The sequence below is a fragment of the Kitasatospora sp. NBC_00039 genome (genome assembly GCF_045160625.1).
GTDB lineage: Bacteria > Actinomycetota > Actinomycetes > Streptomycetales > Streptomycetaceae > Kitasatospora.
Genome location: NZ_CP108290.1, coordinates 16736 through 43661, shown reverse-complemented (window position 1 = coordinate 43661; position 26926 = coordinate 16736). Strand labels below are relative to the sequence as shown.

Annotated in this window: 22 protein-coding genes and 1 pseudogene; 13 read left to right on the top strand and 10 right to left on the bottom strand. The window is 73.4% G+C overall.

The window, feature by feature from the left end; genetic code table 11:
• Positions 1–180 precede the first annotated feature (180 nt).
• Positions 181–945 (bottom strand): maleylpyruvate isomerase family mycothiol-dependent enzyme, encoded by a 765-nt coding sequence (locus OG286_RS36415; RefSeq protein WP_331741117.1) that lies wholly within the window; start codon positions 943–945, stop codon positions 181–183.
• A gap of 64 nt (positions 946–1009) precedes the next feature.
• On the opposite strand from OG286_RS36415, the gene OG286_RS36410 reads away from it, so the two are divergent.
• Positions 1010–1996 carry a MerR family transcriptional regulator gene (locus tag OG286_RS36410; RefSeq protein WP_396324000.1) on the top strand — a complete coding sequence of 329 codons (987 nt, stop codon included), beginning with the start codon at positions 1010–1012 and terminating at the stop codon, positions 1994–1996.
• Between the two features lie 87 nt (positions 1997–2083).
• On the opposite strand, the gene OG286_RS36405 is transcribed toward OG286_RS36410, so the two are convergent.
• Positions 2084–2674: a TetR family transcriptional regulator gene (locus tag OG286_RS36405; protein WP_331741115.1), complete on the bottom strand. Its 591-nt coding sequence runs from the start codon at positions 2672–2674 to the stop codon at positions 2084–2086.
• Between the two features lie 167 nt (positions 2675–2841).
• Here OG286_RS36405 and OG286_RS36400 point away from each other — a divergent pair, with 167 nt between their 5' ends.
• Positions 2842–3309: a DoxX family protein gene (locus OG286_RS36400; RefSeq protein ID WP_331741114.1), complete on the top strand. Its 468-nt coding sequence runs from the start codon at positions 2842–2844 to the stop codon at positions 3307–3309.
• Between the two features lie 59 nt (positions 3310–3368).
• Here OG286_RS36400 and OG286_RS36395 read toward each other — a convergent pair whose 3' ends face one another.
• A complete protein-coding gene (locus OG286_RS36395; protein ID WP_331741113.1) occupies positions 3369–3662 on the bottom strand; it encodes an MTH1187 family thiamine-binding protein in 294 nt (97 codons plus the stop codon).
• 99 nt (positions 3663–3761) lie between these two features.
• Positions 3762–5294, bottom strand: coding sequence for a SulP family inorganic anion transporter (locus OG286_RS36390; protein WP_331742594.1), 1533 nt, complete (start codon positions 5292–5294; stop codon positions 3762–3764).
• Between the two features lie 944 nt (positions 5295–6238).
• Between OG286_RS36390 and gcl the strand changes: the two genes are divergently transcribed.
• The 3 genes from gcl to OG286_RS36375 all read left to right on the top strand — a co-directional run bounded on the left by gcl (position 6239) and on the right by OG286_RS36375 (position 9274).
• Positions 6239–8017 carry a glyoxylate carboligase gene (gene gcl, locus OG286_RS36385; protein WP_331742591.1) on the top strand — a complete coding sequence of 593 codons (1779 nt, stop codon included), beginning with the start codon at positions 6239–6241 and terminating at the stop codon, positions 8015–8017.
• Positions 8018–8197: 180 nt separating this feature from the next.
• Positions 8198–8701, top strand: a complete 504-nt coding sequence (locus OG286_RS36380) for a pyridoxamine 5'-phosphate oxidase family protein (protein ID WP_331741112.1) — start codon at positions 8198–8200, stop codon at positions 8699–8701.
• Between the two features lie 84 nt (positions 8702–8785).
• On the top strand, positions 8786–9274 hold the full coding sequence (locus tag OG286_RS36375; RefSeq protein ID WP_331741111.1) for a glutathione peroxidase: 489 nt from the start codon (positions 8786–8788) through the stop codon (positions 9272–9274).
• A 415-nt stretch (positions 9275–9689) separates the two neighbouring features.
• Here the strand turns inward: OG286_RS36375 and OG286_RS36370 are convergent, their stop codons facing one another.
• On the bottom strand, positions 9690–9965 hold the full coding sequence (locus OG286_RS36370) for a hypothetical protein (RefSeq protein WP_331741110.1): 276 nt from the start codon (positions 9963–9965) through the stop codon (positions 9690–9692).
• 331 nt (positions 9966–10296) lie between these two features.
• Here OG286_RS36370 and OG286_RS36365 point away from each other — a divergent pair, with 331 nt between their 5' ends.
• Positions 10297–10689 (top strand): NUDIX hydrolase, encoded by a 393-nt coding sequence (locus tag OG286_RS36365; protein WP_331742588.1) that lies wholly within the window; start codon positions 10297–10299, stop codon positions 10687–10689.
• A 428-nt stretch (positions 10690–11117) separates the two neighbouring features.
• Positions 11118–12962 (top strand): serine/threonine-protein kinase, encoded by a 1845-nt coding sequence (locus OG286_RS36360; protein ID WP_331741108.1) that lies wholly within the window; start codon positions 11118–11120, stop codon positions 12960–12962.
• Between the two features lie 138 nt (positions 12963–13100).
• Here OG286_RS36360 and OG286_RS36355 read toward each other — a convergent pair.
• A pseudogene (locus OG286_RS36355) lies at positions 13101–13223 on the bottom strand (site-specific integrase); the annotation flags it as partial.
• Positions 13224–13394: 171 nt separating this feature from the next.
• Here OG286_RS36355 and OG286_RS36350 point away from each other — a divergent pair.
• On the top strand, positions 13395–14600 hold the full coding sequence (locus OG286_RS36350) for a hypothetical protein (protein WP_331741107.1): 1206 nt from the start codon (positions 13395–13397) through the stop codon (positions 14598–14600).
• A gap of 328 nt (positions 14601–14928) precedes the next feature.
• On the top strand, positions 14929–17394 hold the full coding sequence (locus OG286_RS36345) for a helicase C-terminal domain-containing protein (protein WP_331741105.1): 2466 nt from the start codon (positions 14929–14931) through the stop codon (positions 17392–17394).
• A 152-nt stretch (positions 17395–17546) separates the two neighbouring features.
• Here the strand turns inward: OG286_RS36345 and OG286_RS36340 are convergent, their stop codons facing one another.
• Positions 17547–18044, bottom strand: a complete 498-nt coding sequence (locus tag OG286_RS36340; protein ID WP_331741103.1) for an SRPBCC family protein — start codon at positions 18042–18044, stop codon at positions 17547–17549.
• A 146-nt stretch (positions 18045–18190) separates the two neighbouring features.
• On the opposite strand from OG286_RS36340, the gene OG286_RS36335 reads away from it, so the two are divergent.
• Positions 18191–18892 (top strand): TetR/AcrR family transcriptional regulator, encoded by a 702-nt coding sequence (locus tag OG286_RS36335; RefSeq protein WP_331741102.1) that lies wholly within the window; start codon positions 18191–18193, stop codon positions 18890–18892.
• Positions 18893–19063: 171 nt separating this feature from the next.
• Here the strand turns inward: OG286_RS36335 and OG286_RS36330 are convergent, their stop codons facing one another.
• The 3 genes from OG286_RS36330 to OG286_RS36320 all read right to left on the bottom strand — a co-directional run bounded on the left by OG286_RS36330 (position 19064) and on the right by OG286_RS36320 (position 23363).
• The gene (locus OG286_RS36330; RefSeq protein WP_331741100.1) at positions 19064–20110 is read right to left on the bottom strand and encodes a hypothetical protein; all 1047 of its coding nucleotides are present in this window, start codon (positions 20108–20110) and stop codon (positions 19064–19066) included.
• Positions 20111–20172: 62 nt separating this feature from the next.
• A complete protein-coding gene (locus OG286_RS36325; protein WP_331741098.1) occupies positions 20173–22074 on the bottom strand; it encodes a serine/threonine-protein kinase in 1902 nt (633 codons plus the stop codon).
• Positions 22075–22436: 362 nt separating this feature from the next.
• Positions 22437–23363 (bottom strand): LysR substrate-binding domain-containing protein, encoded by a 927-nt coding sequence (locus tag OG286_RS36320; protein WP_331741097.1) that lies wholly within the window; start codon positions 23361–23363, stop codon positions 22437–22439.
• 83 nt (positions 23364–23446) lie between these two features.
• Here OG286_RS36320 and OG286_RS36315 point away from each other — a divergent pair, with 83 nt between their 5' ends.
• From OG286_RS36315 to OG286_RS36305, 3 genes are read left to right on the top strand one after another with little or no spacing between them, the layout of a single operon-like run.
• Complete coding sequence (locus OG286_RS36315; RefSeq protein WP_331741096.1) at positions 23447–24151, top strand: succinate dehydrogenase cytochrome b subunit; 705 nt, start codon at positions 23447–23449, stop codon at positions 24149–24151.
• On the top strand, positions 24148–26103 hold the full coding sequence (locus OG286_RS36310; RefSeq protein ID WP_331741094.1) for a fumarate reductase/succinate dehydrogenase flavoprotein subunit: 1956 nt from the start codon (positions 24148–24150) through the stop codon (positions 26101–26103). The genes OG286_RS36315 and OG286_RS36310 overlap by 4 nt, the downstream gene beginning before the upstream one ends.
• Positions 26100–26837, top strand: coding sequence for a succinate dehydrogenase/fumarate reductase iron-sulfur subunit (locus OG286_RS36305; RefSeq protein WP_331741093.1), 738 nt, complete (start codon positions 26100–26102; stop codon positions 26835–26837). The genes OG286_RS36310 and OG286_RS36305 overlap by 4 nt, the downstream gene beginning before the upstream one ends.
• Positions 26838–26926 lie beyond the last annotated feature (89 nt).

The window sequence follows — 26926 nt, the reverse complement described above, 5'->3', positions numbered from 1 at the left end:
CACGGCCTGACGCGGTCACGCTCTGACGCGGTCACGGCCTGACGCGTGCCCGCCGGCAACGGCGCTGCCGGGCACGCGTTCCACCGCTGTCACGGCGACGGCGCGGACACGCGCCGTGGGGTGGTTCATGACCGGTCGTCACGTCTCGCTCCCGACCGCCGGGCCTTCCCGCCGCGCCTGCTAGAGCGCCGTGCGGGCCAGCCAGTGGTCCAGCAGCGCGCGGTCTCCCGCCACCGTGACGCGGTCGTCCTCCGGCGGCACGCGGCGCGAGAACAGCAGCATGAGGTCCGCCACGGCCCCCGACACCAGCACGTCGGCCTCGTCGGCCGGCCCGCGCTCCCACCGCGGTCCGGCGGGCGTCCTGGTGATCACCCAACCTTCCGTGGACGCCGGCCGGAACCCGATCCGCTCGCCCCGGCCGCGCAGCTCGGCGACGGCCGGCCTGGCCGTCGCAAGGGCCGGCGTCGAGAGCAGGTCCAGGTTCTCGCTGATCACGTCGGCCGCGAGGTCGTCGGCGATCCCGAACGCGGTGTCCGTCGCAGACGCCGCGTCGTAGTGGTGGACGCAGGTGTCACTCATCATCCTGCGCAGGCAGAAGACCGCCGGCCGCGGGCCGACGAACGTGTGCGTCCCGGCGTCCGCGCCGCTCTCCCGGATGGCGCGGACCAGTTCCTCCGCGCCTTCGCGCAGCCACCGGGCCCACCCGTCCGGGGCTCCGGGATCGGCCTGCCGCGGGTCGGGGGCGGGCAGCCGCTCCCCCGTGCGCACGAGTGCGGCCGCCCAGCGGTGCTCCTGGCCCACGTGCCCGACGAGGGTCCGCAGCGGCCAGTGCGGACAGGTGGGCACCGCGCCGTCCGGGTCCCGCCCGGCGACCGCGCGGGCGAGCCCTCCGGTCTGCTCCCGCAGGCCCTCCACGAGCCGTGCGGTGTCCAGGGTCGACGTCATCACGAAAGCTCCTCTCACGGGGTGACACCGGTACGGTAGAACCTCCAGTCCGGTGGAGGTTCAAGTGCCTTTTCTCGATGAGACGCTCGGAATCGGCGACCTGGCCCGGCTGACCGGTGTGCCGGTGCGGACCGTCCGCTTCTACTGCGACGAGGGCATCGTCGACTCGGTGCGCAGCACGGGCGGGCACCGCAGGTTCGACCGGGCGGCCGTGGAGCGGCTCGTCCTGGTCCGGCGGTTGCGCGGGCTGGGGCTCGGGCTGCCCGCCGTCCGGCACGTGCTCGCCGGCGACCGCTCCGTGGCGGAGGTCGTCGCGGCCGAGCGGGCCGCGCTCGACGTGCGGCTCGCGGGTCTGGCCTGGCGGCGGGCCTCGCTGCGCGCGGTCGAGGAGGCCGGACCGGCCGACCGCGCGGTGCGGCTGGAGCTGCTGGCCGCCGTGCAGGACGGGGTTGCCGCCCGCGACGCACTGGTCGATTTCTGGCGGCGCGCGATGGTCTCCCCGGTCTCCGATGCGATGCTCGCCGCGTTCGTGACCATGGCCGTGCCCGAGCCGCCCGCCGACCCGACCCCGCCGCAGGTGGTGGCATTCGCCGAGCTGTTCGTCATGGCCGGCGACCGGCAGCTGAGCGGCGGCCTGCTGGCCATGGCCCGGGCCAACGCCGAACTGGTCGCCGACGAGGCCGAGTTGTTGCGCGGGATCGGCGAGGCGTGCGCGCTGGCCCGGCCCGTGGTGCGGGCGGGCGAGCCGCCCCGCGCGGGCCCCGAACTCGACCGGTTCGTCGCGGCGCACGCCTCGGTGCGCGGCGGCAGCGACACCCCGCGGTTCAGGGGCCTGCTGCTGGCCCACGTGGCCGCCGACCGCGTCCCCGGGATGCGCCGCTACTGGCGGCTCGTGGCCGAGGCCGGCGGCGACCGGGCCACCCTCGGCGAGGTCCATCTGTGGCTGACCGACTCGCTCGAACGCTCCGTACGGGCCGACGCTACCGCCGGGGCGGGGCGCGCGGCGCCGACGGCGGCTCCGGCGGCCCCGGACGAGGCGCGAGGCGACTGACTCATTGAAACCCCCCTCACTATATTTACCGTTCGATCCAGAATCTGGACCGGCGAAAACGGCGGCCACAGGGCCACCCGCAACGAATCAGTCCAGCAGCTCGAGCGCCTGCTCCGCCGCGTCGTCCAGGCGGGCCGCACCGTCTCCGGCCTTGCCGATCACGCGCATGCCCTGCAGCAGCACCAGCAGCATCCGCGCCAGCGCCCGCGGGTCGCGCCCCGCGGGCAGCTCCCCCTGCGCCTCGGCGCGGACCAGGGCAGCCGTCAGCGCCGTCTCCAGGTGGCCGAGGCTCGCCGCCACCCGGCGGGCCGCGCCCGGGTCGTGCGGGGCGAGTTCGACCGCCGTGTTGGTGACGAAGCAGCCGCGCCGGAGCCCGCCGTCACCGTCCTCGGCGGCCTCCCGCGCATAGCGGCGCACCAGCCCGCGGACGGCCGGCAGCACCGGGCCGGGCTGCGACAGCTCGGCCAGCAGAGCCGGATCGCACTGCTCGCCGTAGCGCTCCAGCGCACGCAGGTACAGCTCGCGCTTGCTGCCGAAGGTGGCGTAGATGCCGGCACGGGCGATCCCCAGCCCGTCGACCAGGTCGGCCATCGAGGTGGCCTCGTAACCGCGCCGCCAGAACAGCTCGAGAGCCGACTGGAGGGCGGCGTCGGGATCAAATGCCTTGGTCCGCGCCATGACTGAACCCTAGTCATATCGAGACCGCTCGGCCAAGAAAGACCGGAGCCCCCGGAATTCGCTTCGAATACAGCCTATTTGACGGAGTATTGTCAAATAGGCTCGGTGAGGTTACCCTTACCGCCGTTTCTTGCTTCCCGTCCCCTCCCCACTGGAGACCCGCCCCCATGCCGACATCCCTGCAACAGGCGCTCGACTCCGCCCGGCCAATCGTTCTGACGGCCTTTCGGGCCGTCGTCGGACTGCTCTTCGCCTGCCACGGCGCCGCCTCGCTCTTCGGCGTGTTCGGCGGCGCCAAGGGCGGCGGCACCATCCCGGCCGGCCAGTGGCCCGGCTGGTGGGCCGCGCTGATCCAGCTCGTCGGCGGCGTGCTGGTGCTGGCCGGCCTCGGCACCCGGATCGCGGCGCTGCTCTGCTCCGGTTCGATGGCTTACGCGTACTTCACCGTCCACCAGGAGCACGCGCTGCTGCCGCTGCAGAACGGCGGCGAGCCCTCGGTGATGTTCTGCTGGGCGTTCCTGGCGATCGCGGCGCTCGGCTCCGGGCCGTTCGCACTGGACCGGCTCTTCACCGGGCGGGCTTCCGCCAAGGACGCCCACACCGGGCAGAGCTCGCAGCCGACCCCGGCGGCCTGACCGGCGAGCGAGGTGGGATGCCCGGCCCGGCGCCGGCCGTCCCACCTCGCTCCCGTACGTCACCCGGCCAGGTACCGCTCCACCGCGGCCACCTTGGAGGTGAGCCCGTCGGTGACCCCGGCCCGGTCGTCGATCTTGATGACGGTGCTCACCCTGCCGCTGTACGCCTTCACCGCCTCGATCGCCTCACGGATCACCGGCATCACCTCGTCCCACTCCCCCTCGACGCTGGTGAACATCGCGTCGGTGCTGTTCGGCAGCCCGCTCGCGCGGACCACCCGGACGGCGGCGGCCACCGCCTCCCCCACCTCCTCGCCGACCCCCAGCGGGGTGACCGAGAATGCTGCGATCACGGCTCTGCTCTCCTCTCCCGGACGACTGGTCACGGCACCCCGGCCCGACGGGCCGCCGGGCGCCGCGATCAGGCTAGGCCCTGCACCATCGACACTCCGTCAGACCACCGTCGGCAACGGCGGATCGACCGCCAGCGGGGCGGAGCTGCGGGCGCGGTGCTGAGCGGCCCAGGTGGTGAGGGCCACCGTGCAGGCGTGGTCCAGATGGCGCAGCCCGGACCAGTCCAGCTCGACCGGGCGGTCGGCGGGCAGCCGCTCCAGCGCATCCAGCAGCCGGGGGAGCCGCAGGAAGGTCGCGTTTCCGCTCAGCCGGACCCGCATCAGCGGCCCCTCACCGGTCACCGCGCCCGCGGCGCCGTCCCGGGCCGGCAGCTCCTCGACGCCGATCTGCAGGTGCGAGGTCTGCCAGGCCGACTTGACCACCGCCAGGCCGATCCCGATCAGCACCCCCTCGAACAGGTCGGTGCCGATGACCGCGACCGCCGTCACCGCCAGCACCACCGCCTCGCCCCGGTGGTCCCGGCAGAGCCCGATGATCCGCCGGACCGGGACGAGCTTGGCGCCCGCGTGCACCAGGACGGCGGCCAGCGCGGCCAGCGGCACCAGGCCGAGCGCGCCGGGCAGCAGCGCGGTGAACAGCAGCAGCCAGAACCCGTGCAGCACGCGCGAGGCCTTCGTCCGGGCGCCGGCCTGGACGTTGGCCGCGCTGCGGACGATCACCGCCGTCATCGGGAGGGCGCCGAGCAACCCGCAGAGCGTGTTGCCGACGCCCTGGGCGGTCAGCTCGCGGTCGTAGTCGGTGCGCGGGCCGTGGTGCATCCGGTCCACGGCGGCGGCGCTGAAGAGCGTCTCGGCGGAGGCGATCAGGGTGAAGGCGAGGATGGTGCCGAGGCCGGCCGTGCTCGCCAGGGCGCCGAGCGCGCCGCGGTCCGGCAGCTGCACCACGTCCAGCAGGCCGGAGACCCGGACCCGGGCCACCGGGAGGCCGGCGGCGGCGGTGACGGCCGCGGCGAGGCCGACGGCGGCCAGCGGTGCGGGGACGGCCCGAGCCACCCGGGCCGGCAGGTACGTCCAGAGGACGAGCACCAGCAGGGTGCCGGTGCCGAGCGCCACCGCGCTCGGGGTGGCCGCGCCGGTGACGGCGTCACGCAGCAGCACGGGCAGGCCGGCGATCTTCTCCGGGCCGGTGGCGGGCGCCCTGCGGTCGGCGAGCGCGTACAGCTGACCGAAGAGCAGGGTCAGGCCGATGCCCGCCAGCATGCCGTGCACCACGGACGCGGACATCGCCCGGAACCAACGACCGAGACGTAGCGCCCCCATGGCCAGCTGGAGCAGGCCGGTGGCGAGCACCAGGACGCCGAGCGCGCCGGCGCCGTACTCCTGGACGGCCTCATAGACCAGGACGGTCAGGCCGGCCGCCGGTCCGCTGACCTGGAGGCTGCTGCCGGGCAGCGCGCCGACGACCAGGCCGCCGACGATCCCGGTGACCAGCCCGAGCTCGGCGGGGACGCCCGAGGCGACGGCCACGCCCACGCAGAGCGGCAGGGCGACGAGGAAGACCACCAGCGAGGCCGGCAGGTCGAAGCGCCAGGGCACGGCGCGCAGCGCGGCGGCCGGGGCGTGGTGGCGCAGCGAGCGCCGCGCGGGGGCGCGGCCGGGCGGGGCGTTACGGCGCGGGCCGCCCGGCGGGCTCTTGCGGCGGCGGGGCGGGCGGCTCACCGGACCGTCGCCGCGGTGCGAAGGGGGCGAAGGGCGCGAAGGGGACGGACGGGGGGACGGGGACGGCAGGTGGGTCGGTGCATGGGTGCGTTCCTTCCGCGCACCCGCCGGAGGGGCGGGCGCGCCGCTGGGAGGGAGACGTCCGGACCCGTCGGAGCGGCGGCCCGGGCGGTCGGCGGGAGGCACGGGAGGTTCGGCGGGAGAACCGGGCAGGTCGGCAGGAGGCACGGGACGTTCGACGGGGACCACGGCGCCTCGGCGGGGCAGTCCGCGGGACCAGACGGCCGGAGCTCCCCCGCTCCCCGATCGATCCCAAACCCCCCTGCAGCAGCCCGAGTTGAACATGGAAACCATGACGGGCCCGGCGTGCCACCGACGGTACCCAGGGGTCCGGGTCGGGCCAACCTCACACACCAGGCCTTCACCCCGGCGGCACACCGGGGCCGCTTTTCGGCCCGGATCGGGGCTTCCGGAGGGTACGCACGTTCGCATGTCGCGCAGGTGCACGAACGAGAGCACTCCCGCAAGCCCGGCACTTTGCAGGAAGGGACTACGGGCACCCCCGGCCCGGCGCCACGGACTGGAGGAACGGGCGATGGATCGACCACCCCCACCGTGACAGCCTGGCCGAACGGCCGGAACCCCGGCGCACCCCCGCTCGGGCCGCCCGCCACCCGCTACCTGCGACTTCCACCGAGCGGCCGCTTACACATTCTGTTGAAAGTCCCCTTGACGCCCCGACAGGCGCCGCCTTACTTTGTTTCCGCATACAGAAACCGTTCTTCCGTATGGTGGAATTCTGGAGATGAGCCCTCCGACCCACTGCGGGCCGACGCAGGAGAAACCCGATGCCTCGTATGACAGCCGCCCGCGCGGCAGTGGAGATCCTCAAGCTCGAAGGCGTTGAGGTCGCGTTCGGCGTGCCGGGCGCAGCGATCAACCCGTTCTACAAGGCCCTCAAGGAGGGCGGCGGCATCCGGCACACGCTGGCCCGGCACGTCGAGGGCGCCTCCCACATGGCGGAGGGCTACACCCGCGCCAAGGCCGGCAACATCGGTGTCTGCATCGGCACCTCCGGCCCGGCCGGCACCGACATGATCACCGGCCTCTACTCGGCGATCGCCGACTCGATCCCGATCCTGTGCATCACCGGCCAGGCCCCGGTCTCCAAGCTGCACAAGGAGGACTTCCAGGCCGTCGACATCGCCTCGATCGCCAAGCCGGTCACCAAGAAGGCCACCACCGTGCTGGAGGCCGCGCAGGTCCCGGGCGTCTTCCAGGAGGCCTTCCACCTGATGCGCTCGGGCCGTCCGGGCCCGGTCCTCATCGACCTGCCGATCGACGTCCAGCTGACCGAGATCGAGTTCGACCCGGAGACCTACCAGCCGCTGCCGGTCTACAAGCCGCAGGCCACGCGGGCGCAGGCCACGAAGGCGCTCCAGTTCCTGCTGGAGTCCGAGCGCCCGCTGATCGTCGCCGGCGGCGGCATCATCAACGCCGACGCCTCCGACCTGCTGGTCGAGTTCGCCGAGCTGACCGGCGTGCCGGTCATCTCCACCCTGATGGGCTGGGGCACCATCCCCGACGACCACGAGCTCAGCGCCGGCATGGTCGGCGTCCAGACCTCGCACCGCTACGGGAACGCGACCTTCCTGGAGTCGGACTTCGTCCTCGGCATCGGCAACCGCTGGGCCAACCGCCACACCGGTTACAACCTTGAGGCGTACACCAAGGGCCGCACGTTCGTCCACGTCGACATCGAGCCCACCCAGATCGGCAAGATCTTCCCCCCGGACTACGGCATCGCCTCCGACGCCAAGGCCGCGCTTGAGCTCTTCATCGAGATCGCCAAGGAGCTCAAGGCCGAGGGCACGCTGCCGGACTTCAGCGCCTGGGCCGGGTCCGCCCAGGCGCGCAAGGCCACCCTGCAGCGCCGCACGCACTTCGACGACATCCCGATGAAGCCGCAGCGCGTCTACGAGGAGATGAACAGGGCGTTCGGCCCGGAGACCCGCTACGTCACCACCATCGGCCTCTCCCAGATCGCCGGCGCGCAGATGCTGCACGTCTACAAGCCGCGCAACTGGATCAACTGCGGCCAGGCCGGCCCGCTCGGCTGGACCATCCCGGCCGCGATCGGTGCCGCCGTCGCCGACCCCGAGACCCCGATCGTCGCGCTCTCGGGCGACTACGACTTCCAGTTCATGATCGAGGAGCTGGCGGTCGCCGCCCAGCACAAGGTCCCCTACGTCCACGTCCTCGTGAACAACGCGTACCTGGGCCTGATCCGCCAGGCGCAGATCGGCCTGGACATCAACTTCCAGGTCAACCTCGAGTTCGAGAACATCAACACCCCGGAGCTCGGCGTCTACGGCGTCGACCACGTCAAGGTCGCCGAGGGCCTGGGCGTCAAGGCCATCCGCGTCACCGACCCGAACGAGCTGGGCGCCGCCTTCGAGGAGGCCAAGAAGCTCGCCGCCGAGCACAGCGTCCCGGTCGTGGTCGAGGCCATCCTGGAGCGCATCACCAACATCTCGATGAGCAAGACCGTCGACATGAGCAACGTGACCGAGTTCGAGGAGCTCGCCACCCTGCCGGAGCACGCTCCGACGGCGATCAAGCAGCTGGCGCTGTAGCCCGCGCAGTGATCCGGGACGAGGCCGGCCGGGGCCGAGGGGACCCCGGCCGGCCCGGCGCCAACGCGCCCGCCCCGGTGCGGGGCAGGCGCGTTCGGCCCACCGACCGTACGGGTACGTACCGAGGGCCGCCCGCGCACGACCGCCGCGCGCGGGCCATGTCCCCGGGAGGCCCACGCCGTGTCCTTCACCATGAGCATCCCCGAGCGCGAGAGCTTCCTCGTCGCCGCCCACGTCGGCGTCCTCGCCGGCGTCCTCGCCGTCGGCGGTGACGGCGCCGGCCCGGGCAATGGCCTGCTGGCCGTCCCGATCTGGTACTCCTACCGGCCCGGCGGCGTGCTCACCGTCCTCACCGGCCGCGACTCCGCCAAGGCTCGCCGGATCCGGTCCGCCGGCCGGTTCGCGCTCTGCGCCCAGCAGGAGGAACCGCCCTGCCGGTACGTGAGCGTCGAGGGCCCGGTGATCGCGATCGAGGACGCGGTCGACCCCGCCGAGCGGGCCGCGATGGCCCACCGCGACATGCCGCCCGCCACCGCCCGCGCCTACCTCGCCGCCACCACCGGCCAGCTGACCGCCGACATCGCCATCCGGATGCGGCCCGCACGCTGGCAGAGCGCCGACTTCGCCGCCGTCGCCGCCCGCTTCCGCGCGCAGATCCCCCCGGTCCGCGCGGAACACCCGTAGCCCGGTCGTGGTTGGGGGGAGGCGGGGCGGTTACCGTTCCGTGACGAGTCCTGTCCCGACACCGACCATCCGAAGGGGACTTCCGTGAGCCTGTACGACATCCCGCTGCGCACCCTGTCCGGCGAGGCCGCCTCGCTGGGCGACTACAAGGGCAAGGCGCTGCTGATCGTCAACGTCGCCTCCAAGTGCGGCCTGACGCCCCAGTACGCCGGTCTGGAGCGGCTCCAGGAACGGTACGCCGCGCGCGGCTTCACCGTGCTGGGCTTCCCGTCCAACCAGTTCGCCGGGCAGGAGCCGGGCAGCGCCGAGGAGATCCAGACCTTCTGCTCCACCACCTACGGCGTCTCCTTCCCGCTGTTCGACAAGACGGACGTCAACGGCGACGACCGCCACCCGCTGTACGCGGTGCTGACGCAGACCGCCGACGCCGAGGGCAAGGCCGGGGACGTCGCCTGGAACTTCGAGAAGTTCCTCGTCTCCCCCGACGGCACGGTGGCGGCCCGTATCCGCCCGCGCACCGAGCCGGAGTCGGACGAGGTCATCGCCGCGATCGAGGCCGTCCTGCCGGCCTGACCCACACGCCGCACGAAGGGCCCGGGGCACCTGCCCCGGGCCCTTCGGCGTCCACGCTCAACCCTGGCAGGCGAGCGACCCACCTTCACATCCTGATCACCCGCTACGGCGGCACCACCATCGAGCCCGCCGCCCCGACGCCGGTGTCCGCAACTCCCGCCGGGGCTCAGGACGGTACGCAACCGGTGCCCGCCCAGGCGGCCGAGGTTCCGTACGCCGCCACCGCAGCCCTGCCCTCGGCGACTCCACTCCAGCAGCAAGCCCCCGAACCGGCCGCCCCTCTCGCGCCCGAGACCACCGCCGCGCCCTCGGCCGACGGAACCGGGCCCGAAGCCGGGCACGGCAGCGATGGGGATCTGGGCGACGCCGACGACGAGCCCGATCCCGCAGGCCAGGACCCGCAAGGGGGTTCGGGTCAGCTGGCCGACGTCATCAGCGCCGCCCACCCGTCCCACGACGCAGGGGTGCACGACTCCCGGTAGGAGGCGAAGAAGCCGTCGGTGGGCAGGGTGTTCCAGTCGCGGATCTCGCCGTCCTCCGGCGGGTGGAGGCCGCCGAGTCGGCGGACCAGCGCGGAGGGGCGGCCCTGGATCAGCAGCTTGTCGCCGTCCTCCTCATCGCGCACCACGCGGAGGCGGTTCTCTCGGAAGGCCGGGTCGAGGTAGGGCTCCCAGCTCCACAAGGGTTCCATGATGTGGCCGTCGGCGTCGACGACCTTGTGTCCGTGTCACATGGCGGACCAGTCCTTTGCTCTCGGCGAGTGGGATCAGGCGGGCAGGGCGAGGGCCTTGATGTCTACATGGGTACGCAACCAGCGCGGCCGCCCCTCAACTCATCTCGCCGGACTCGCGCAGCGCCTCCATGTCGTGCGGTAGTCGAGCCAGGACAGCTAGAGTCGGCGGGTGAGCGACTCCTCAACCCCAGAGCCGGTGGCACAGCCGCGGGTGGCGGCCGGCGTGCTGTTCTTCGACGAGGCCGGACGCGTTCTCCTGGTCAAGCCGACCTAGAAGGATGGCTGGGAAATTCCCGGCGGCTACCTCCACCCTGGCGAGACTCCCAGTGAGTGCGCGGCCCGCGAGGTCGAAGAGGAACTCGCGATCAAGCCCGGCGTCGGCCCCCTGATCGTCGCGGACTGGGCCCCAAACCCGGGCGAGGGGGACAAGCTTCTGTTCGTTTTCGACGGTGGCCAGCTGACTCAGGCTGATGAGGACGCCGTCACACCGGACGGCGTCGAGATCGGCACGTGGGCTTACCACGATCGGAGCCAGCTGGAGAACCTCCTCATCCCGCGCCTGGCCCGCCGAGTTCTCGCCGCACTCGATCATCGGGGCCAGGGCGGAGCCCAGTACCTGGAGCACGGCACAGCGTGGAACGGCGGAGCGCGGGGCGCTGAGAGCGCCGCCACGGTGAGCTAGGCAGAGGTGCTCATCTGGCCGGGCGCCTTTGGCCGGCGGGGGCGGTGTCCCGAGGAGCCCCTGCCGGGACATCCGCGCAGCAACTACTGGGGTGCCACAGCGTGGCTGGGGTGGGCCGTCGAGCGTCGCGGCTGAACGCCTCCCGCTTTTGACAGCGTGGCGGCGGTGTGCCGGGCGTCGTGCAGCCGGCCGGCCGGGACGATGCGGAAGTCGAGCCGAGGAAGCTGAGGGGAAGCCGCGGGAACGCCACGAGGAGGCTGTGGGGGAAGTGGGCTGATACGGGGTCGACGGAGCCTAGATGTGCTGTGATTATCTGATGATGATTCTGTGACCGCGATCCCGTCCCACGGGTGGTCCCGGGCCGATAGCGTCTGCTCCGGATGCGTGAGGCGGGGACGGCCGCGCCGGGCGTCGAGGGGAGCGTGGGCATGCAGTCGCTGGCAGCGGACGATCCGCGACAGGTGGGCGAGTACCGGTTGCTGCGGCAGCTCGGAGCGGGCGGGATGGGCCGGGTCTACCTCGGCCGGACCACGGGCGGGCGGACCGTCGCCGTCAAGGTGGTCCGTCGCGACCTGACCAGGGACTCCGAGTTCCGGGCACGGTTCCGTCAGGAGGTGGCGGCTGCCCGGCGGGTCGGCGGATCCTGGACGGCGCCCGTGCTGGACGCCGACACCGAGGGCGAACACCCCTGGGTGGCCACCGGCTACGTCGCCGGCCCCGCGCTCGGCACCGCCGTACGGGACTTCGGGCCGCTGCCCGAGCAGGCAGTGCGGACCATGGGCGTCGGCCTGGCAGAGGCGCTCACCCATGTGCACGGGCTCGGCCTGGTCCACCGGGACGTCAAGCCGTCCAATGTGCTGCTGACGCTGGACGGGCCGCGGCTGATCGACTTCGGCATCGCCCGCGCGCTGGACGCGACCAGCGGCTTCACCCAGTCCGGCCATGTGGTCGGCTCGCCCGGTTTCATGTCCCCGGAGCAGGCCAACGGGCAGCCCGCCGGGCCGGCCAGCGACGTCTTCTCGCTCGGCGCGGTGCTCGCGTACGCGGCGACGGGGACGATGCCGTTCGGCTCCGGGCTGAGCGCGCCCGTCCTGCTCTACCGGGTGCTGCACGAGGAGCCCGACCTCTCCGGGCTGGCCGGCCCGCTGCACTCCATCGTCCGTGACTGCCTGGCGAAGGACCCGTCCGTCCGCCCGACGCCTGAACGGCTACGGGAACGGCTGGACGGCGACGGCGCGGCCGCCGCCCGGCTGGGGCACGGGCACTGGCTGCCGCCCGCACTGGCGGCGGCGGTCGGGCGCAGTGCCGTACGACTGCTGGACCTGGAGGGGGAGCGGGAGGCCGGCGAGGGGACTGCCGCGAGGGACGGGGCTGCTGCGCCGGCTCCGGAGACGGCGGCTGGAACCCGGGCTCCCACCGGGGGCCGGACGGTTGTCGAGGCGGCGAGGGCGGCGCGAGTGGCCGAGGCGGCGAAGGCCGTACCGGGCGGCGGTGCGCCCGGGGTTCCCGGTGTGCCCGGGTTCGGGCCGCCGGCCCCGCCGACCGTAGGACCTGCCGGGCCGGTCGGACCGTACACGCCGCCCCCGGTGCCCACCCCGGTGCCGACGCCGTCGGCGCCGGCCACGGTGCCGGGCTACGGGCCGTACCCACAGCAGCCACGCGGCCGGCGCGGTTACGGCGTGCTGGCGGCCGCGCTGGTCGTCGTACTGCTGCTGGGCGGCGGATACCTGCTGATCGAGCGGCTATGGAAGAACGACGGGCAGGCCGCCGCGTCGAACCCCGGGCAGGCCGCCGCGTCCGGGGGCAGGACGTCGGCCGCCGCCCCGGCTTCGAAGAGCCCCGAGTCGACCGGCGACGGTTCCGATCCGGCCGGCGACGGGCCCACGCCCGGCGCGGCCCCCACGGACCCGGGGCCGGGCATCGTTCCCGCGAGGTTCCTCGGGACGTGGGTCGGCGAACGCATGGCTGCCAACGGGGACGTCACCACCGTCACCCTCACCATCGTCCAGTCGGCGCAGAGTGAGGAGAAGAGCAGGATCCACGCCGAGACGCCGAAGACCGGTACCTGGTGCGACGGCGCGTGGACTCTCACCGACGCCGACGAGAGCCGGGTCTCCTACGCGTCCCGGATGACCGGCTCCTCGGCCGGCGAGAAGTGCATCGCCGACAGGTCGATCTACCGACTGGTCACGATGCAGTCGGACGGCACACTCCACTACAGCATGGACCTGCTCAAGCCGGACCAGTACATGGTGCTGCGGAAGAAGGGCTGAGGCGCGCGCGGGCGTCCTCTACCCCTCCGGACAGCCGGACGAACATTTGGAACGTACGTCGGGAGCACTCCCTCATGCGTTCGAATCTCGTCTCCTCTGCACCCGCCCGCCCGGGCAAACGAAGGCGCCCCGACCCGGCAGCACCGTCCCGGCGGTGTGGCGCGCGTCATGCAGCCGAACGTCCCTGACTCCTGCGGCCTGAAGCATGTCCTTCCACTCGTGGTAGTCGGTGTTCGGGTTGAGCGGCTCCCCCGCTGGCGACGCCAGCCTGCGTCACCCACCGCTGCGAGGTCTACCAGGGAGCGAGCCAGTGCTACACACAGTCCGACAGCTCCGAGACCCGCTCCGGCTCTCCTCGGGGAGTTGCGCACCGCCCGACGCGCCCTTAGCGTGTGCGACCGTTGGTCCACTCCGCGGAGGAGGCTCGCCTCGATGAACCGTCAAGTGAGAACCGCAGCACGAGCGGTACTCGCGGCCGCCCTGCTCGTCGCCGGTGCGCTCGTCGGCGCATCGCCGGCGGCGGCCGCTGCGGCGCCGACGGCGCTGCCCGCGTCCGAATACACCCTCACCGCGGACTACCACCGGTTCGACACCCTCAACTCGGCCCTCGTCACGGCGCTGGGGACGTCTGCCGTGCACACGGTGATGGAGCATGCGAACCACGACCGGCAGGCACTCCCCGCGTCCTTCTCCGTCGGCGGCCTGTCCACCGGCTTCCGGTTCGACGACGGCGACAACTCCGACTGCCAGAGCTTCCCGCAGGGCATCACGACGAGCCGGGACGCCGTGGGGACCGCGGACAGCGGCAACTACGACGGCCATCAGCTCGTGCTGGTGAGCTGGTACACCAAGGACGGATGCGGCGGCGCCCAGCAGCGCAGTCGGATCACCCTGGTCGACTGGGACGCCACCTATCCCAACACCTACCGCAAGATCCTCCTGGTGGAGCCGACCGGCACCGCGGCGGCGCCGGACTTCAAGGACATCCCGATCCACGCCGGCGGCGTCTCGTGGTACGGCAACTACCTCTACGTCGCCGACACCGGGCACGGCATGCGCGTCTTCGACATGCGCAAGATCCTCAATACCGACCCCGGCGGCACCGCCGACCAGATCGGCCGCCAGTCCGAGACCGTCTACTACGCCCACAACTACGCCTACGTGCTGCCCCAAATCGGCACGGTCACGTCGCAGACGACCTCCGACGACAACCTGGTGTGGTCGTCGATCTCCCTCGACCGGGTCAGCAAGTCGATCGTGATGACGGAGTACACCTGCCAGTCGGGCTGCACCGACTACCCCAACCGCCCGCCGAGGGCCGTCCGCTTCCCGTTCGCATCCGGGGCGACGACGTTCGCCGCGACGACGACCGCCGGTCAGGCCCTCCGACTGCCCTGGTACAACCTCAACGGCGTGGCCTCCCACAATGGCCGGTGGTGGTTCAACTCCTCGGGGCAGAAGAAGCTCTACTACTGGACACCCACCGCAGGCCCCTCCACCTTCGCCTGGGTGGGCGGCGGCGAGAGCCTCTCCTACTGGGAGGACACCACCAACCCCGACCTGATGTGGTCGCTGCAGGAGACCACGGGCGGACGCAACGTCTTCGCCGTCACCCAGGCCACCTACGGCGGCGGCTGAGCGCGCGCAAGCGTGTCCTGAATCCGGGAAGACGGGGTTCGGCCCGACCGACTGCCCGGGGAGCCGGAGATCTCGCGTCCCCCTGGCAAGCACACCTGACTGGCGTTACGTTCTTACGCGTTCGGCACACTGGAGCGGTCCGGCCTTCGTCGTGCCCGGTACGTTCCCAGCGCTGCGCTCCGGGCGGGCAGGCGGTCGGCTTCGTTCTCACCACACGCAACATCGTTCAGAAGTCGTCCACGGACCGACCTCGACCGCTTCCCTCGGTCGTGTGACGCGCGCGAGCCGCCGGATACGCCATGCTTGAGCTCCCGGAGGACTCCGGCACATGACGATGTTTCTGCTACACGGCGAGGTGTTCCCCATCGGCACGGCGAGCGAATCGACCCTGGCTGCCTGGCTGCACGGTGTCGGCGGACCGCGGTTGGAGCGGGTCCTGGCGGTGCGCCCGGACGCCGCGGCGGCTCCCGAGCCGCGGTCGGTCGGCGAGCTGGCGGACCGGCTTCAGCGCCCGGCGTCGGTGACCCTGGCACTGCCCGGGCTCACGCTGCCGGACCTGCAAGTGGCGGAGGCCGTAGCCGCGCTGACGCCCACGCCCCTGGCGGTCCTGGCGGGCATCCTCGACGCGACGGACGGGGAACGCGCGCGCAGCCTGGCCGCGGTGCTGGAGGCGCTGGCCGATCGCGCGCTGGTGTGGCCGGGCGGCGATGGCCTGCTGCACATGGCGGGACCGCTGCGGCGCGCCTGGGACTCGCCCCTGGAGTTGGACGCGCCGCTGGAACGGCTGCTCGTGGACGCCGGCTCCGACGAACTGGGCCGCATGGTGGCGACGCTGGGCCTCAAGCCGGCCGGTGGCCGCAAACAGCAGCGGCTGGCCGCGCTGGTCGGCCATCACAGCGATCCCGCCCAGGTCGCCTCGCTGGTGGCCAAGGCCCCCGCGGCCACCCGGAAACTCCTTGAGCAACGGGCGGTTCAGGCTCCCGGGCGTCCGGACTTCACCTTGTTCGGGAGTGCTCGGGGCGACGGCGAGCCGGGCGAACGATGGGCGCTGGAGCGGGGGCTGCTGGTCCGGGACCGTCGCTGGTACGGGCCGGCCCGGATGCCCGCGGAGGTGGCGCTGGCGCTGCGCGGCTTCGGCTGGCGCGCGCCGTTCACAGCCGTCCCACCCGTCCTGCGGTCGGCACCCGTCACGGCCTCCGAGATCGACCGGGAGGCCTCGGCCGCCGCGATGGCCTTCGCCGTCCACGCCGCAGCCGTCCTGGCGGCGTGCGCCGCGTCTCCGCCGGCCCGGCTCAAGGCCGGCGGGATCGGCGCACGTGAGCTGTCCCGGATCGGCAGGGCGGCGAAGTGCGAGGAGATCGTCGTACGCCTCGCGCTGGAGACGGCGAACGCGGCCGGGCTGCTGGCCCGCGACGGCGACCGGGTCGCGGCGACGGAGGCCTACGACACCTGGGCCGCGGAAGAACCGGCCGACCGGCTCGCCGTGCTTCTCCGGGCGTGGTGGACACTGCCGCTGACCCCCGGCGGGAGCCGCGACGAGGACGGGAAGACGCTGCCGGCCCTCGCCGGAACACCGCCGTGCGCCGGCTGTGTACAGGCCCGGCACGGGCTGCTCGCGGCCCCGACGCAGCTTCCGGTGGGCGAGGGCGCGACGGATCCGGCGGAGCTGGGGGCGCTGATCGCGTGGCACCGTCCGCTCGCCGACGAACTCCCCCAGGACGTCACACCGTTCGCCACCCTGATCCGCGAATCGGAACTGCTCGGCGTACTCGCTCTCGGGGCCCTGTCCCCGATCGGGGACGCCCTGCTCGCCGAGGACGCCGAAGCTGTGGCGTCCGTCTGCCGGCAGCTGCTGCCCGCCGCCACCGGGACCGCCCGCTTCGGCAGCGACCTCACGGCCGTCGTCGCCGGCACGCCGTCGGCGTCTCTCTGCACGCTGCTGGACTCCGTCGCCGAGCGGGAGAGCGCCGGTTCGGCGTCCGTGTGGCGGTTCAGCCCGGGAAGCGTCCGCCGCGCCCTCGACGCGGGCCACACCCCCGACGCCATGGCGGCCGACCTCGCGGCCGTCGCCGTCGAGCCGCTTCCCCAACCGCTCTCGTACCTGCTGCACGACACCGCGCGCAGCCACGGCCGTGTGCGCATCGTCTCCGCAGCCTGCGTGATCCACGGCGAGGAGCCCGGCCTGCTGGCCGAACTGGCCGCCCACCGCCGGCTCGCCCCGCTCGGCCTGCGACAACTGGCACCGACCGTGCTGGTCAGCCGGACTCCACCGGACGAGACACTCGCGGCGCTGCGGTCCGCGGGCTACGCCCCGGTCGCCGAGCAGCCCGACGGGTCCGTGCGCATCGAGCGGGCCCCGCGTCATCGCGTGGCAGGCCCGGTCCCGCCCCCGCGCCTTCCCCGCGGCAAGTCCCGCCCGCCGCAGACGGACCCCCGGACGAGGCGCACCCTGACGGCCGCCGGCCGGAGCGCCCTTGCCGCCCGACTGCGCGCCGCCCCGCAGGACATCCCGGAACCGGACCCGTACGACGAGCGCCCCTACGACAGCGACACCGAGGAGATCATCGCCGGATACGCGCGCAACCTGTCGTTCACCGACGTCCGCCAGCTCGCCCATGCCGTCAACGAGGGCCAGCCGGTCACGATCGAGTACGTCGCCACCTCGGGCAGTGAGACCGTCCGCACCCTCAGCCGGCTCGATCTCGATGCGCCCTACCTCAACGCCTGGTGTCACCTGCGGGATGACGAACGGATGTTCACCCTCTCCCGCATCCACGGGGTGACGCCCGCGTAGCCCGGAGCGCGAACGAGCTCACCGCGCGGATTCGGCGGTGCTCGGCGGCGCTCGGGAGTGCCGAGCCAAGCCGTCGGACCGGTGCCGTGGGAGGCGACGCGCCGCCAGCCTGATCACCTTCGAGAGCGCAGGGCCGAGGCCGCCGGCGGCGGTCATCGGGACCGCTCGGCCTCGGCCTTCACCGCGTTCAGGAACTGCCGGTGCTGGGCGCGCAGGCGGCCCTCGCCGAAGAACAGCGGGACGAGCGGGGCGGCCATCGACTCCTCCATCCGGAAGAGGGTCGCACCGTCCCCGGTGGCGGTCAGAACGAGGCGGTCGATCGCCTTGACGCCCATCGCCACACCCGTGAACGTCAGTTCCCGGCCGGGATCGACGACGGCGAAGCGCCCGGTGATCCGGGTCCGCCCGATCGCCCAGGTGAACCGGGCGTCGACGGCCACCCCTTCGTCCAGGCTCAGCAGCCGGTAGCCCGGGCGCACCCGGCCCCACCCCGGGAGGTCGACCAGCACCTCCCACACCCGGTCCGCCGACGCCTCGATCCGGATCTCCGAGGCAGAGGTGACCGGTGCGGCCTCGTCGATCCGGCGCTCCTTGGCGTACTCCCGGTGCAGCGTCTCGAGCGACGGGCCGGTGTAGAGCAGCTTGGTCATGACGGATCCCTCTCGATTTGAGAGCGGCGCTCTCTTCTGAGAGCAATGCTCTCCCGTCGGCCGGGGCGAGTCAAGAGCACCGCTCTCGCTCCAGTGCGCAGCTCTCGTTCCAGTGCGCCGCTCTCCTCCTCTGCTAGCGTGCCTCCATGACAGCCAGCCGCAGCGCCCGCGCAGACGTCCGAGCCGAGCTGACCCGGCAGATCACCGACATCGCCCGGCAGCAACTCGCCACCTCGGGAGCGAGCGGTCTCTCGCTGCGGGCGGTGGCCCGGGAGATGGGCATGGTCTCGTCCGCGATCTACCGCTACTTCGCCTCCCGCGACGAACTGCTCACCGCGCTGATCATCGACGCGTACAACGCGCTCGGCGACGCCCTGGAGCTCGCGGTCATCACCCGGCCCGCCGGGGACCCCACCGGCCGCTGGCTGGCGCTCTGCCGCGCCCTGCGGGCCTGGGCGCTCGCCCACCCGCACGAGTACGCCCTGCTGTACGGCTCCCCCGTCCCCGGCTACCGGGCTCCGGAGGACACCGTCGCGCCCGCGATGCGCGGCACGCTGGCCTTCGGCCGGATCGTCGCCGACGCCCACCGTGCGGCGGCCCTCGCCACCCCCGAACACCTCCCCGTTCCCCCGCCGGCCCTCGGCCCGGACGCCGAGCGGGTCCGCGCGGTGATGCCGGAGGTGCCGGACGACGTGGTCTACCGCGCCCTCACCGCCTGGACCGGGCTGTTCGGCTGGCTCGGCTTCGAGCTCTCCGGCCAGTTCGCCGGCACGATCCTCGACCCGGAGGCCGCGTTCGAGCACACCGCCCGCACCCTGGCCGCCCTGATCGGCCTCGCCCCCGCCTGACCGACCGACGGCGACGGCCGGTGGGCCCGGACCCACCGCTCGACGACGGCCCGGGCGATGATCCGCGGCGCCCTCGCCCCGGCACCGTCAAGAGCCGCCTGGCGACCGTTCAGAACAGGCCCGGTGTCCGCGATCACGTCGAGGCCGCCGCCCGGGCACGGGAGAGCCCTCTCACGGACAGCGGTAGGCGAACGAGGCGGCCGCGGTCCGGGTGTCCGGCGAGAGGATCTCCAGTGTCGCAGTGGCCTGGAGCGAGCCCTGGCCCTCGAAGCTCCAGCGCAGCACCAGGTCGGTGCGGTGCGCACCGACGCGGACGTCCTGGGAGAGCTCGCCCGAGGTGGTGCCGTCACTGCGCAGCCAGCGGTACCGGAGGGTGCCGGCCCCGCCGTTGGTCTCCACCCCGGCCGTGATCACCGCCGTACCGCCGCAGCCGGGGCCCGCGGAGTCGGTGGTCACGCCGACACCGGTGACCGCCAGGGCGGGCATGGTGAGGCGCCAGAAGAGGAAGGCCAGGACGGCCAGCAGCACCGCCGCCGGCACCAGCCACCGCCACACCCGACGCGGGCGGCGCGGCTTCTGCGGCTCCGGCCCGGCGGCGCCGTGCCAGACCGCGGCGGCCTGCGGCGGGACGCCGGGGCCGAACCGCCGCAACTCGCCCGGGGCGAGCGGCCGTTCGTCCGGCGAGCCGTCAGCGGGCGTCGGCCTGGGTGACGACGTGGTACCGGACCCCGCCGGGCCGGTTGCCTCCGTGGTCCGGGTCAGGGGCGGGACGGGCACCGTACTGCCGTAGGCCGGGGTCTGTACGCGCGTGGTGGTCTCCCCGGCTTCCGGGGCATCGCCCCAGACCCGGGGGTCGAGGAAGGTCGCGCTCGCGGCGTCGTCGCCGTCGAGCCGGGCGGTGGCCTCGGAGTCGGGCCCGCCACCGGCCGGCACGCCGGCGCCCCCGTCCAGCTTGACGGTCCGCTCGTCCGCCGCCGGCGCGGACCCGAGCCGGACCGTCTGCGCGGCGTCCTCGGGCCCCTCGGGTGCCGAGGCGAGCAGCACGGTCTCCTCGGCGCCCTTCGGCGCGGACCCGAGCCGCACGGTCTCCTCGGCACCCCCGGGCGCCGAGGTGAGCCGCACAGTCCCATCGGCGTCCTCCGGGCCCGCGCCGAGCCGTACGGTCTGGTCGTCGGCCGCGCCCGTGACCGGGGCGGAGTCGGGGCGGGGCGTGGGCATGGCTTTCTCCAACGAGCGGGGCGGGGCGGGTGGTTCGGGGACCGGCGGTGACGGCGCCGGGCTCAGCGCGGCGGGTCGCAGAGGTAGGCGGCCATCGTGGCCGACGTCTTGCCCGGCTTGGCCGCCGCCGGCGTGGTGCCGACGCTCACGCCCCAGGTCGGGAAGGTGTCGGCCGAGCCGAAGTCGTGCGGGCGGGTGACGGTGGCACGGCCGTCGCGGACCACCACCGTGTCCGTCCCGACGGTGACCGGCCGTCCGCCCGAGGTGTGGTACCAGTTCAGCGTCAGCGTGCCGGTGCCCGTGCCCTGGGCGACCACCGTCACCGTCGAGGTCAGGCTCCACCGACCGCTGCAGGTCAGCGAGTCCAGGTTCACCGAGCTGACCGTGAGGGTCGCCGGGGCGATGGTCAGGGTCGGCGTGACCGGGGCGATGGTCAGGGTCGGCACCGCGGTGGTGGCGGTGGGACCGGCGGGCGGGGCCGAGGGCGCCACCGTCGCGGGGCCGCCGCCGGGCGGGGCCGGCGGCAGGCCGGTGGTGGGGCCGCCACCGGCGGGCGGCTTGCCGGGGGCCGTGGGCGTCCTGCCGGTCGGCGCGGCCGTGGCCGAGCTGCTCGCCGTCGGAGAACCGCTCGGGCTGCCGGAGGGCGTCGACGGCGGGGCCGTCGGGGTGGACGGCTCGGCGTTCGGGGTGTCCGCGGCACCGCCCGGCGCGGGCGACGCGCCACCGGTCGGGTCGGGCGCGCCGAGCGTGGTGGTGGCCTCCGGGACGGCGCCGCCGACGACCGTACGGGCACCGCCGTCGGCGGCGCCCGCCATCGCCATGCCGGCCAGCGTGGCCAGGGTCAGGGTGCCGGCGACGACGCCGACGAGCGCCTTGCCCCGGCTGCCCGGGCGAGCGCCGCGACGGACGAGCGTCTCCCGGACGGCGGCGGCCGGCGCGGTGTCGGCACCGGCGGCGGCCTGCGGCCCGGTCGACGCGTCGGCGCCGCCCAGCGCGGTGTGGGCCAGCGAGGTGCCGCCCGCCGCCCCGCCGGAACCGGGCAGCAGCAGGGCGAGCAGGGCGACCAGTGCCGTCAGGTCGAGGCGGCCCTTCTCCTCCCACTCCCGGCCGTACCCGGCCGCCGCGACGGCCTCCAGCTCCTCGACCAGGGCGGCCGCGCTCCCGGGCCGGGCCTGCGGGTCCTTGGCGAGGCCTGCCAGGATCAGCGGCCGGACGGGGTCGGGCGCCAGCTCGGCCGGGATCGGCGCCTCGGTGTGCTGGACGGCGAGCTCGGCGATCGTGGTGCCCCCGTACGGGCGGGCGCCGGTGAGGCACTCGAAGAACGTGACGGTGGCGGCGTAGACGTCGCCGGCCGGCGAGGCGGGCCGCCCCGCCCACTGCTCGGGCGGCATGTAGGCGGGGGTGCCGGAGACGTCGCGGTCGTCGCCGGACGGTACCGCGATGCCGAAGTCGACCAGCTTGGAGATGCCGAGGGTGTCCACCAGCACGTTGGCGGGCTTGTAGTCGCGGTGGACCACCCCGGCGTCGTGGGCGGCGGCCAGGCCCAGCAAGGAGCCCTTCAGCACCACCAGGGCGGCCTCCGGGGTGGTGGCGCCCTCCGCGCGGAGCAGGTCGCGCAGCGCGATGCCGTCCACCAGCTCCATCACGATGGCCGAGCCCCGCTCGCCCTCCACGTACTCGTAGAGCCGGGTGACGTGCGGGGAGTCGATGGTCGCCAGGACCTGCGCCTCCGCGCGGAGGGCGGGCGTGCCCACGGAGCCGTGCAGGTACTTGATCGCGACGGGGGTGCCGGTCTCCCGGTGGCGGGCGAGCACGACCCGGCCGCTCGCACCGGCGCCGAGCTCCCGGTCGTGGAGGTAGTCGGGGAGCTCCCAGGGGCGCTCGTCCTCGATCACCGGTTCGCCGCCCGCGGGGGCGGTGCCGCCCCCGGCCGGTCTGCCGTCCTGCTGCTTCCCGCCGTCCATCGCCGTACTCTCCCCGTGCCCGACTGCCTGCCTGCTCCGCTCTGCGGCGACGCACCCTACGGCACCGCAACCACTGCCTGGGACGCGGCCCGTGAACAGCGGGTTCCGGGGCGCCGGCTCCGTGAGGTCACGATTCGGGTGATTCGCACACCGTGCCAACCATTCACCCGCGCGGCCCGGTCCGGCGACCCTGCCGATGCCTCGGCCGGCGGGGCACGGGGCACCGCGGGCACGGCTCACAGGACCGCGAACGGGCTCACCACAGCGGACAGGCTCGCCAGGGGCACTCGCCACAGGGCCCGACTCACGAGAGCAGCGGCGGGCTCAGCACCGCGGCGCGCTCAGCACAGCGAGCGGCGCGCTCACGAGAGCAGCAGCCGGGTGCCCGGCGGCAGCTCGCCCGCCCGGGCCGCGTCGCGCAGGTGGGCGAGCAGGCTCTCGCGCAGCGCCGACGCCGCCCGGGTCAGCGGCACCTCGTGCCCGTGCGCCACCGCGATGGTCCGCCCGAGCCCGGGCCCGGCGAACGGGGTGACGGCCAGCCCCGAACGGGCGGCCACCATGCCCGGCAGCACGGCCGGCCCGAGCCCGGCCCGGACGAAGCCGAGCACCGCGTCCATCTCGCCGCCCTCCACCGCGAACTCCGGCTCGAACCCGGCCGCCCGGCAGGCCGCCAGGGTGGCCTCGCGCAGGTCGTAGCCCTCGCGGAACATCACCAGCGGCCGCCCGCGCAGCTCCGTCACCCGGACGGTGCGCCGCCGGCCCTGCGCGGACCGGGCGACCAGCACCAGCTCCTCGTGCAGCAGCTCGGTGACGTCCAGCGCCGGGGCCGCCTCGCCGCTCGCCGGGGTGATGATCAGCGCGAGGTCCAGCTCCCCCTCCGCCAGCGTCCGGACCAGGTCGCGCGAGCCTCCCTCCCGGACCACCAGCGCCACCCCCGGGTAGCGGTCCCGGAAGACCCGCAGCACGTCCGGCACCAGGCTGGTGCAGAGGCTCGGCGGCGCCCCGAGCCGCACCCGGCCGCGGCGCAGCTGCACCGTCTCCTGGACGGCCAGCCGGGCGCTCTCGGTGTCGGCCAGGATGCGCCGGGCCAGCGGCAGCAGTGCCTCACCGGCATCGGTGAGGGCGATGTTGCCACGGGTGCGGTGGAACAGTTCCGCGCCCAACTCCCGCTCCAGCGCACGGATCTGCTGGGAGAGCGAAGGCTGGGCGACGTGCGCCGCGTCGGCCGCCCGGGTGAAGTGGCGGGTCTCGGCGACGGCGAGGAAGTAGCGGAGCTGCTGAAGCTGCACAGCTCTCAGAATAGGTCAAGCCTATCGTCACAAGCCGCATCATGTCTTGGACGGACCATCCCCCGCTCCCTACCGTTGCAGCCATGACAACCGCGACTCGGACGGCCCGGCATCCGTCCACCCTGGTGACCCTGTGGCGGTCGACCGTCGGCAAGAAGGCGGTCATGGCCGTCAGCGGACTGGTCATGCTGCTGTACCTGGTCGCGCACATGCTGGGCAACCTCAAGATCTTCTTCGGCCCGGACGAGCTCAACGGCTACGCGCACTGGCTGCGCACCCTCGGGGAGCCGTTCCTGCGCTACGAGTGGTTCCTCTGGATCGCCCGGGCGGGCCTGCTCGCCGCCGTCCTGCTGCACGGCGTGGCCGCGTACCAGCTCAGCCGCCGCGACCTCGCCGCCCGGCCCAGCAAGTACGTTCACCAGCGGAGGCGGGCCTCCTACGCCACCCGGACGATGCGCTGGGGCGGGGTGATCCTGGCGCTCTTCATCGTCTGGCACATCCTCGACCTGACCACGCTCACCGTGAACCCGGCCGCGGAGCACGGCCACCCGTACCAGAACATCGTGGCCTCCTTCTCCCACTGGTACAGCGGCGTGATCTACATCGTCGCGATGCTCGCCGTCGGCCTGCACATCCGGCACGGGTTCTGGAGCGCCGCGCAGACCCTCGGCGCCAACAACGCCCGCCGGGACAAGGCGTTGAAGCTGACCGCCAACGGCCTGGCGCTGGTGCTGACCGTGGGCTTCCTGTCCGTCCCCGTGGCCGTGATGACCGGAGTGGTGAGTTGAGCACGCAGGCGTCGTACAGCGACTACCGGGTCGGCGAGCCCGTCGCCGACACCAAGGCCCCCGCCGGGCCGATCGAACAGCGGTGGGACCAGCGGCGGTTCGACGCCAAGCTGGTCAACCCGGCCAACCGGCGCAAGCACACCGTCATCGTGGTCGGCACCGGCCTGGCCGGGGGCGCCGCCGGTGCGACGCTCGCCGAACAGGGCTACCACGTCGTGCAGTTCTGCTTCCAGGACTCCCCCCGGCGGGCCCACTCGATCGCCGCACAGGGCGGCATCAACGCGGCCAAGAACTACCGCAACGACGGCGACTCGATCCGCCGGCTCTTCTACGACACCGTCAAGGGCGGCGACTTCCGCGCCCGCGAGTCCAACGTCCACCGCCTGGCCCAGGTCTCGGTGGAGATCATCGACCAGTGCGTGGCCCAGGGCGTCCCCTTCGCCCGCGAGTACGGCGGCCTGCTCGACACCCGCTCCTTCGGCGGCGTCCAGGTCTCCCGCACCTTCTACGCCCGCGGCCAGACCGGCCAGCAGCTGCTGCTCGGCGCCTACCAGGCTCTGGAGCGCCAGATCGCCGCCGGGAACGTGGAGATGCACCCGCGCACCGAGATGCTCGACCTGCTGGTGGTCGACGGCCGGGCCCGCGGCATCGTCGCCCGTGACCTGGTGACCGGCGAGATCTCCACCTACACCGCCGACGCGGTGGTGCTCGCCAGCGGCGGGTACGGCAACGTCTTCTACCTCTCCACCAACGCCAAGAACTCCAACGCCACCGCCATCTGGCGGGCCCACCGGCGCGGCGCCCACTTCGCCAACCCGTGCTTCACCCAGATCCACCCGACCTGCATCCCGCGCTCCGGGGACCACCAGTCCAAGCTCACCCTGATGAGCGAGTCGCTGCGCAACGACGGCCGGATCTGGGTGCCGAAGGCCAAGGGCGACACCCGGCCGCCGGGCGAGATCCCCGAGGCCGAGCGGGACTACTACCTGGAACGGATCTACCCCTCCTTCGGCAATCTGGTGCCGCGCGACATCGCCTCCCGGGCCGCCAAGAACGTCTGCGACGAGGGCCGTGGCGTCGGCCCCGGCGGCCAGGGCGTCTACCTGGACTTCGCCGACGCCATCCGCCGGCTCGGCCGGGACGCCGTCGAGGCCAAGTACGGCAACCTGTTCGAGATGTACGAGCGGATCACCGCCGAGGACCCGTACCGGGTGCCGATGCGCATCTACCCGGCGATCCACTACACGATGGGCGGGCTCTGGGTCGACTACGACCTGCAGACCTCCGTGCCGGGCCTGTTCGCGATCGGCGAGGCCAACTTCTCCGACCACGGCGCCAACCGGCTCGGCGCCAGCGCCCTCATGCAGGGTCTCGCGGACGGCTACTTCGTCCTCCCGCCGACCCTCAACGACTACCTGGCCCGCCACCCGCTGCCCGCCGTCCCGGCCGACCACCACGCCGTCACCGAGGTGGAGGCCGAGGTGACGGACCGGCTGAACCTGATCCTCGCCGTCGACGGCGACCGGACTCCCGACTCCTTCCACCGCGAGCTGGGCGAACTCCTGTGGGACAAGTGCGGGATGGCCCGTGACGCGGCCGGCCTGCGGCAGGCCCTGGAGCGGATCCCGCAGCTGCGCGAGGAGTTCTGGCGCCGGATCAAGGTGCCGGGCACGGGCACCGAGCTCAACCAGTCGCTGGAGAAGGCCAACCGGCTGGTCGACTACTTCGAGCTGGCCGAGCTGATGTGCCTGGACGCCCTGCACCGCGCCGAGTCCTGCGGCGGCCACTTCCGCACCGAGAGCCAGACCGAGGACGGCGAGGCCGCCCGGCGCGACGAGGAGTTCGGCTACGCCGCCGCCTGGGAGTTCACCGGCACCGGCACCGCCCCCGTGCTGCACCGCGAACACCTCGACTTCGAACACGTCCACCCCACCCAGCGGAGCTACGCATGAACCTCACCCTGCGCATCTGGCGCCAGGCGGGCCCGGACGCGGCCGGCTCGATGACCACGTACCAGGTCAGCGGGATCAGCCCGGACATGTCCTTCCTGGAGATGCTGGACACCCTCAACGAGGAGCTGATCACCCGCGGCGACACGCCGGTGGCCTTCGACCACGACTGCCGGGAGGGCATCTGCGGCGCCTGCGGCATGGTCATCAACGGCCAGGCGCACGGCCCGGAGCGGACCACCACCTGCCAGCTGCACATGCGGCATTTCAAGGACGGCGACACCATCGACATCGAGCCGTGGCGGGCCTCGGCCTTCCCGGTGGTCAAGGACCTGGTGGTGGACCGCTCCGCGTTCGACCGGATCATCGGCTCCGGCGGCTACATCACCGCCCCCACCGGCAGCGCCCCCGACGCGCACGCCACCCCGGTGCCCAAGGAGGCCGCCGACACGGCCTTCGAGCACGCCGAGTGCATCGGCTGCGGCGCCTGTGTGGCGGCCTGCCCGAACGGGTCGGCGATGCTCTTCACCTCCGCCAAGGTGGTCCACCTCAACGTGCTCCCGCAGGGCGCGCCGGAGCGCAAGTCCCGGGTGCGGAACATGGTCACCGCGATGGACGCCGAGGGCTTCGGCGGCTGCACCAACACCGGTGAGTGCGCCACCGCCTGCCCCAAGGGCATCCCGCTGCCCAGCATCGCCGCGATGAACCTCGAGTTCCTCCGCAGCGCGGCGGGCTGACCGCGTGACCGTAGGGCCCCTCCCGCCCGGAGGGGCCCTACGCATGTGCCGGATCCGGCCCTCCTGCCGGGGCACATGGGGCGGGCGGG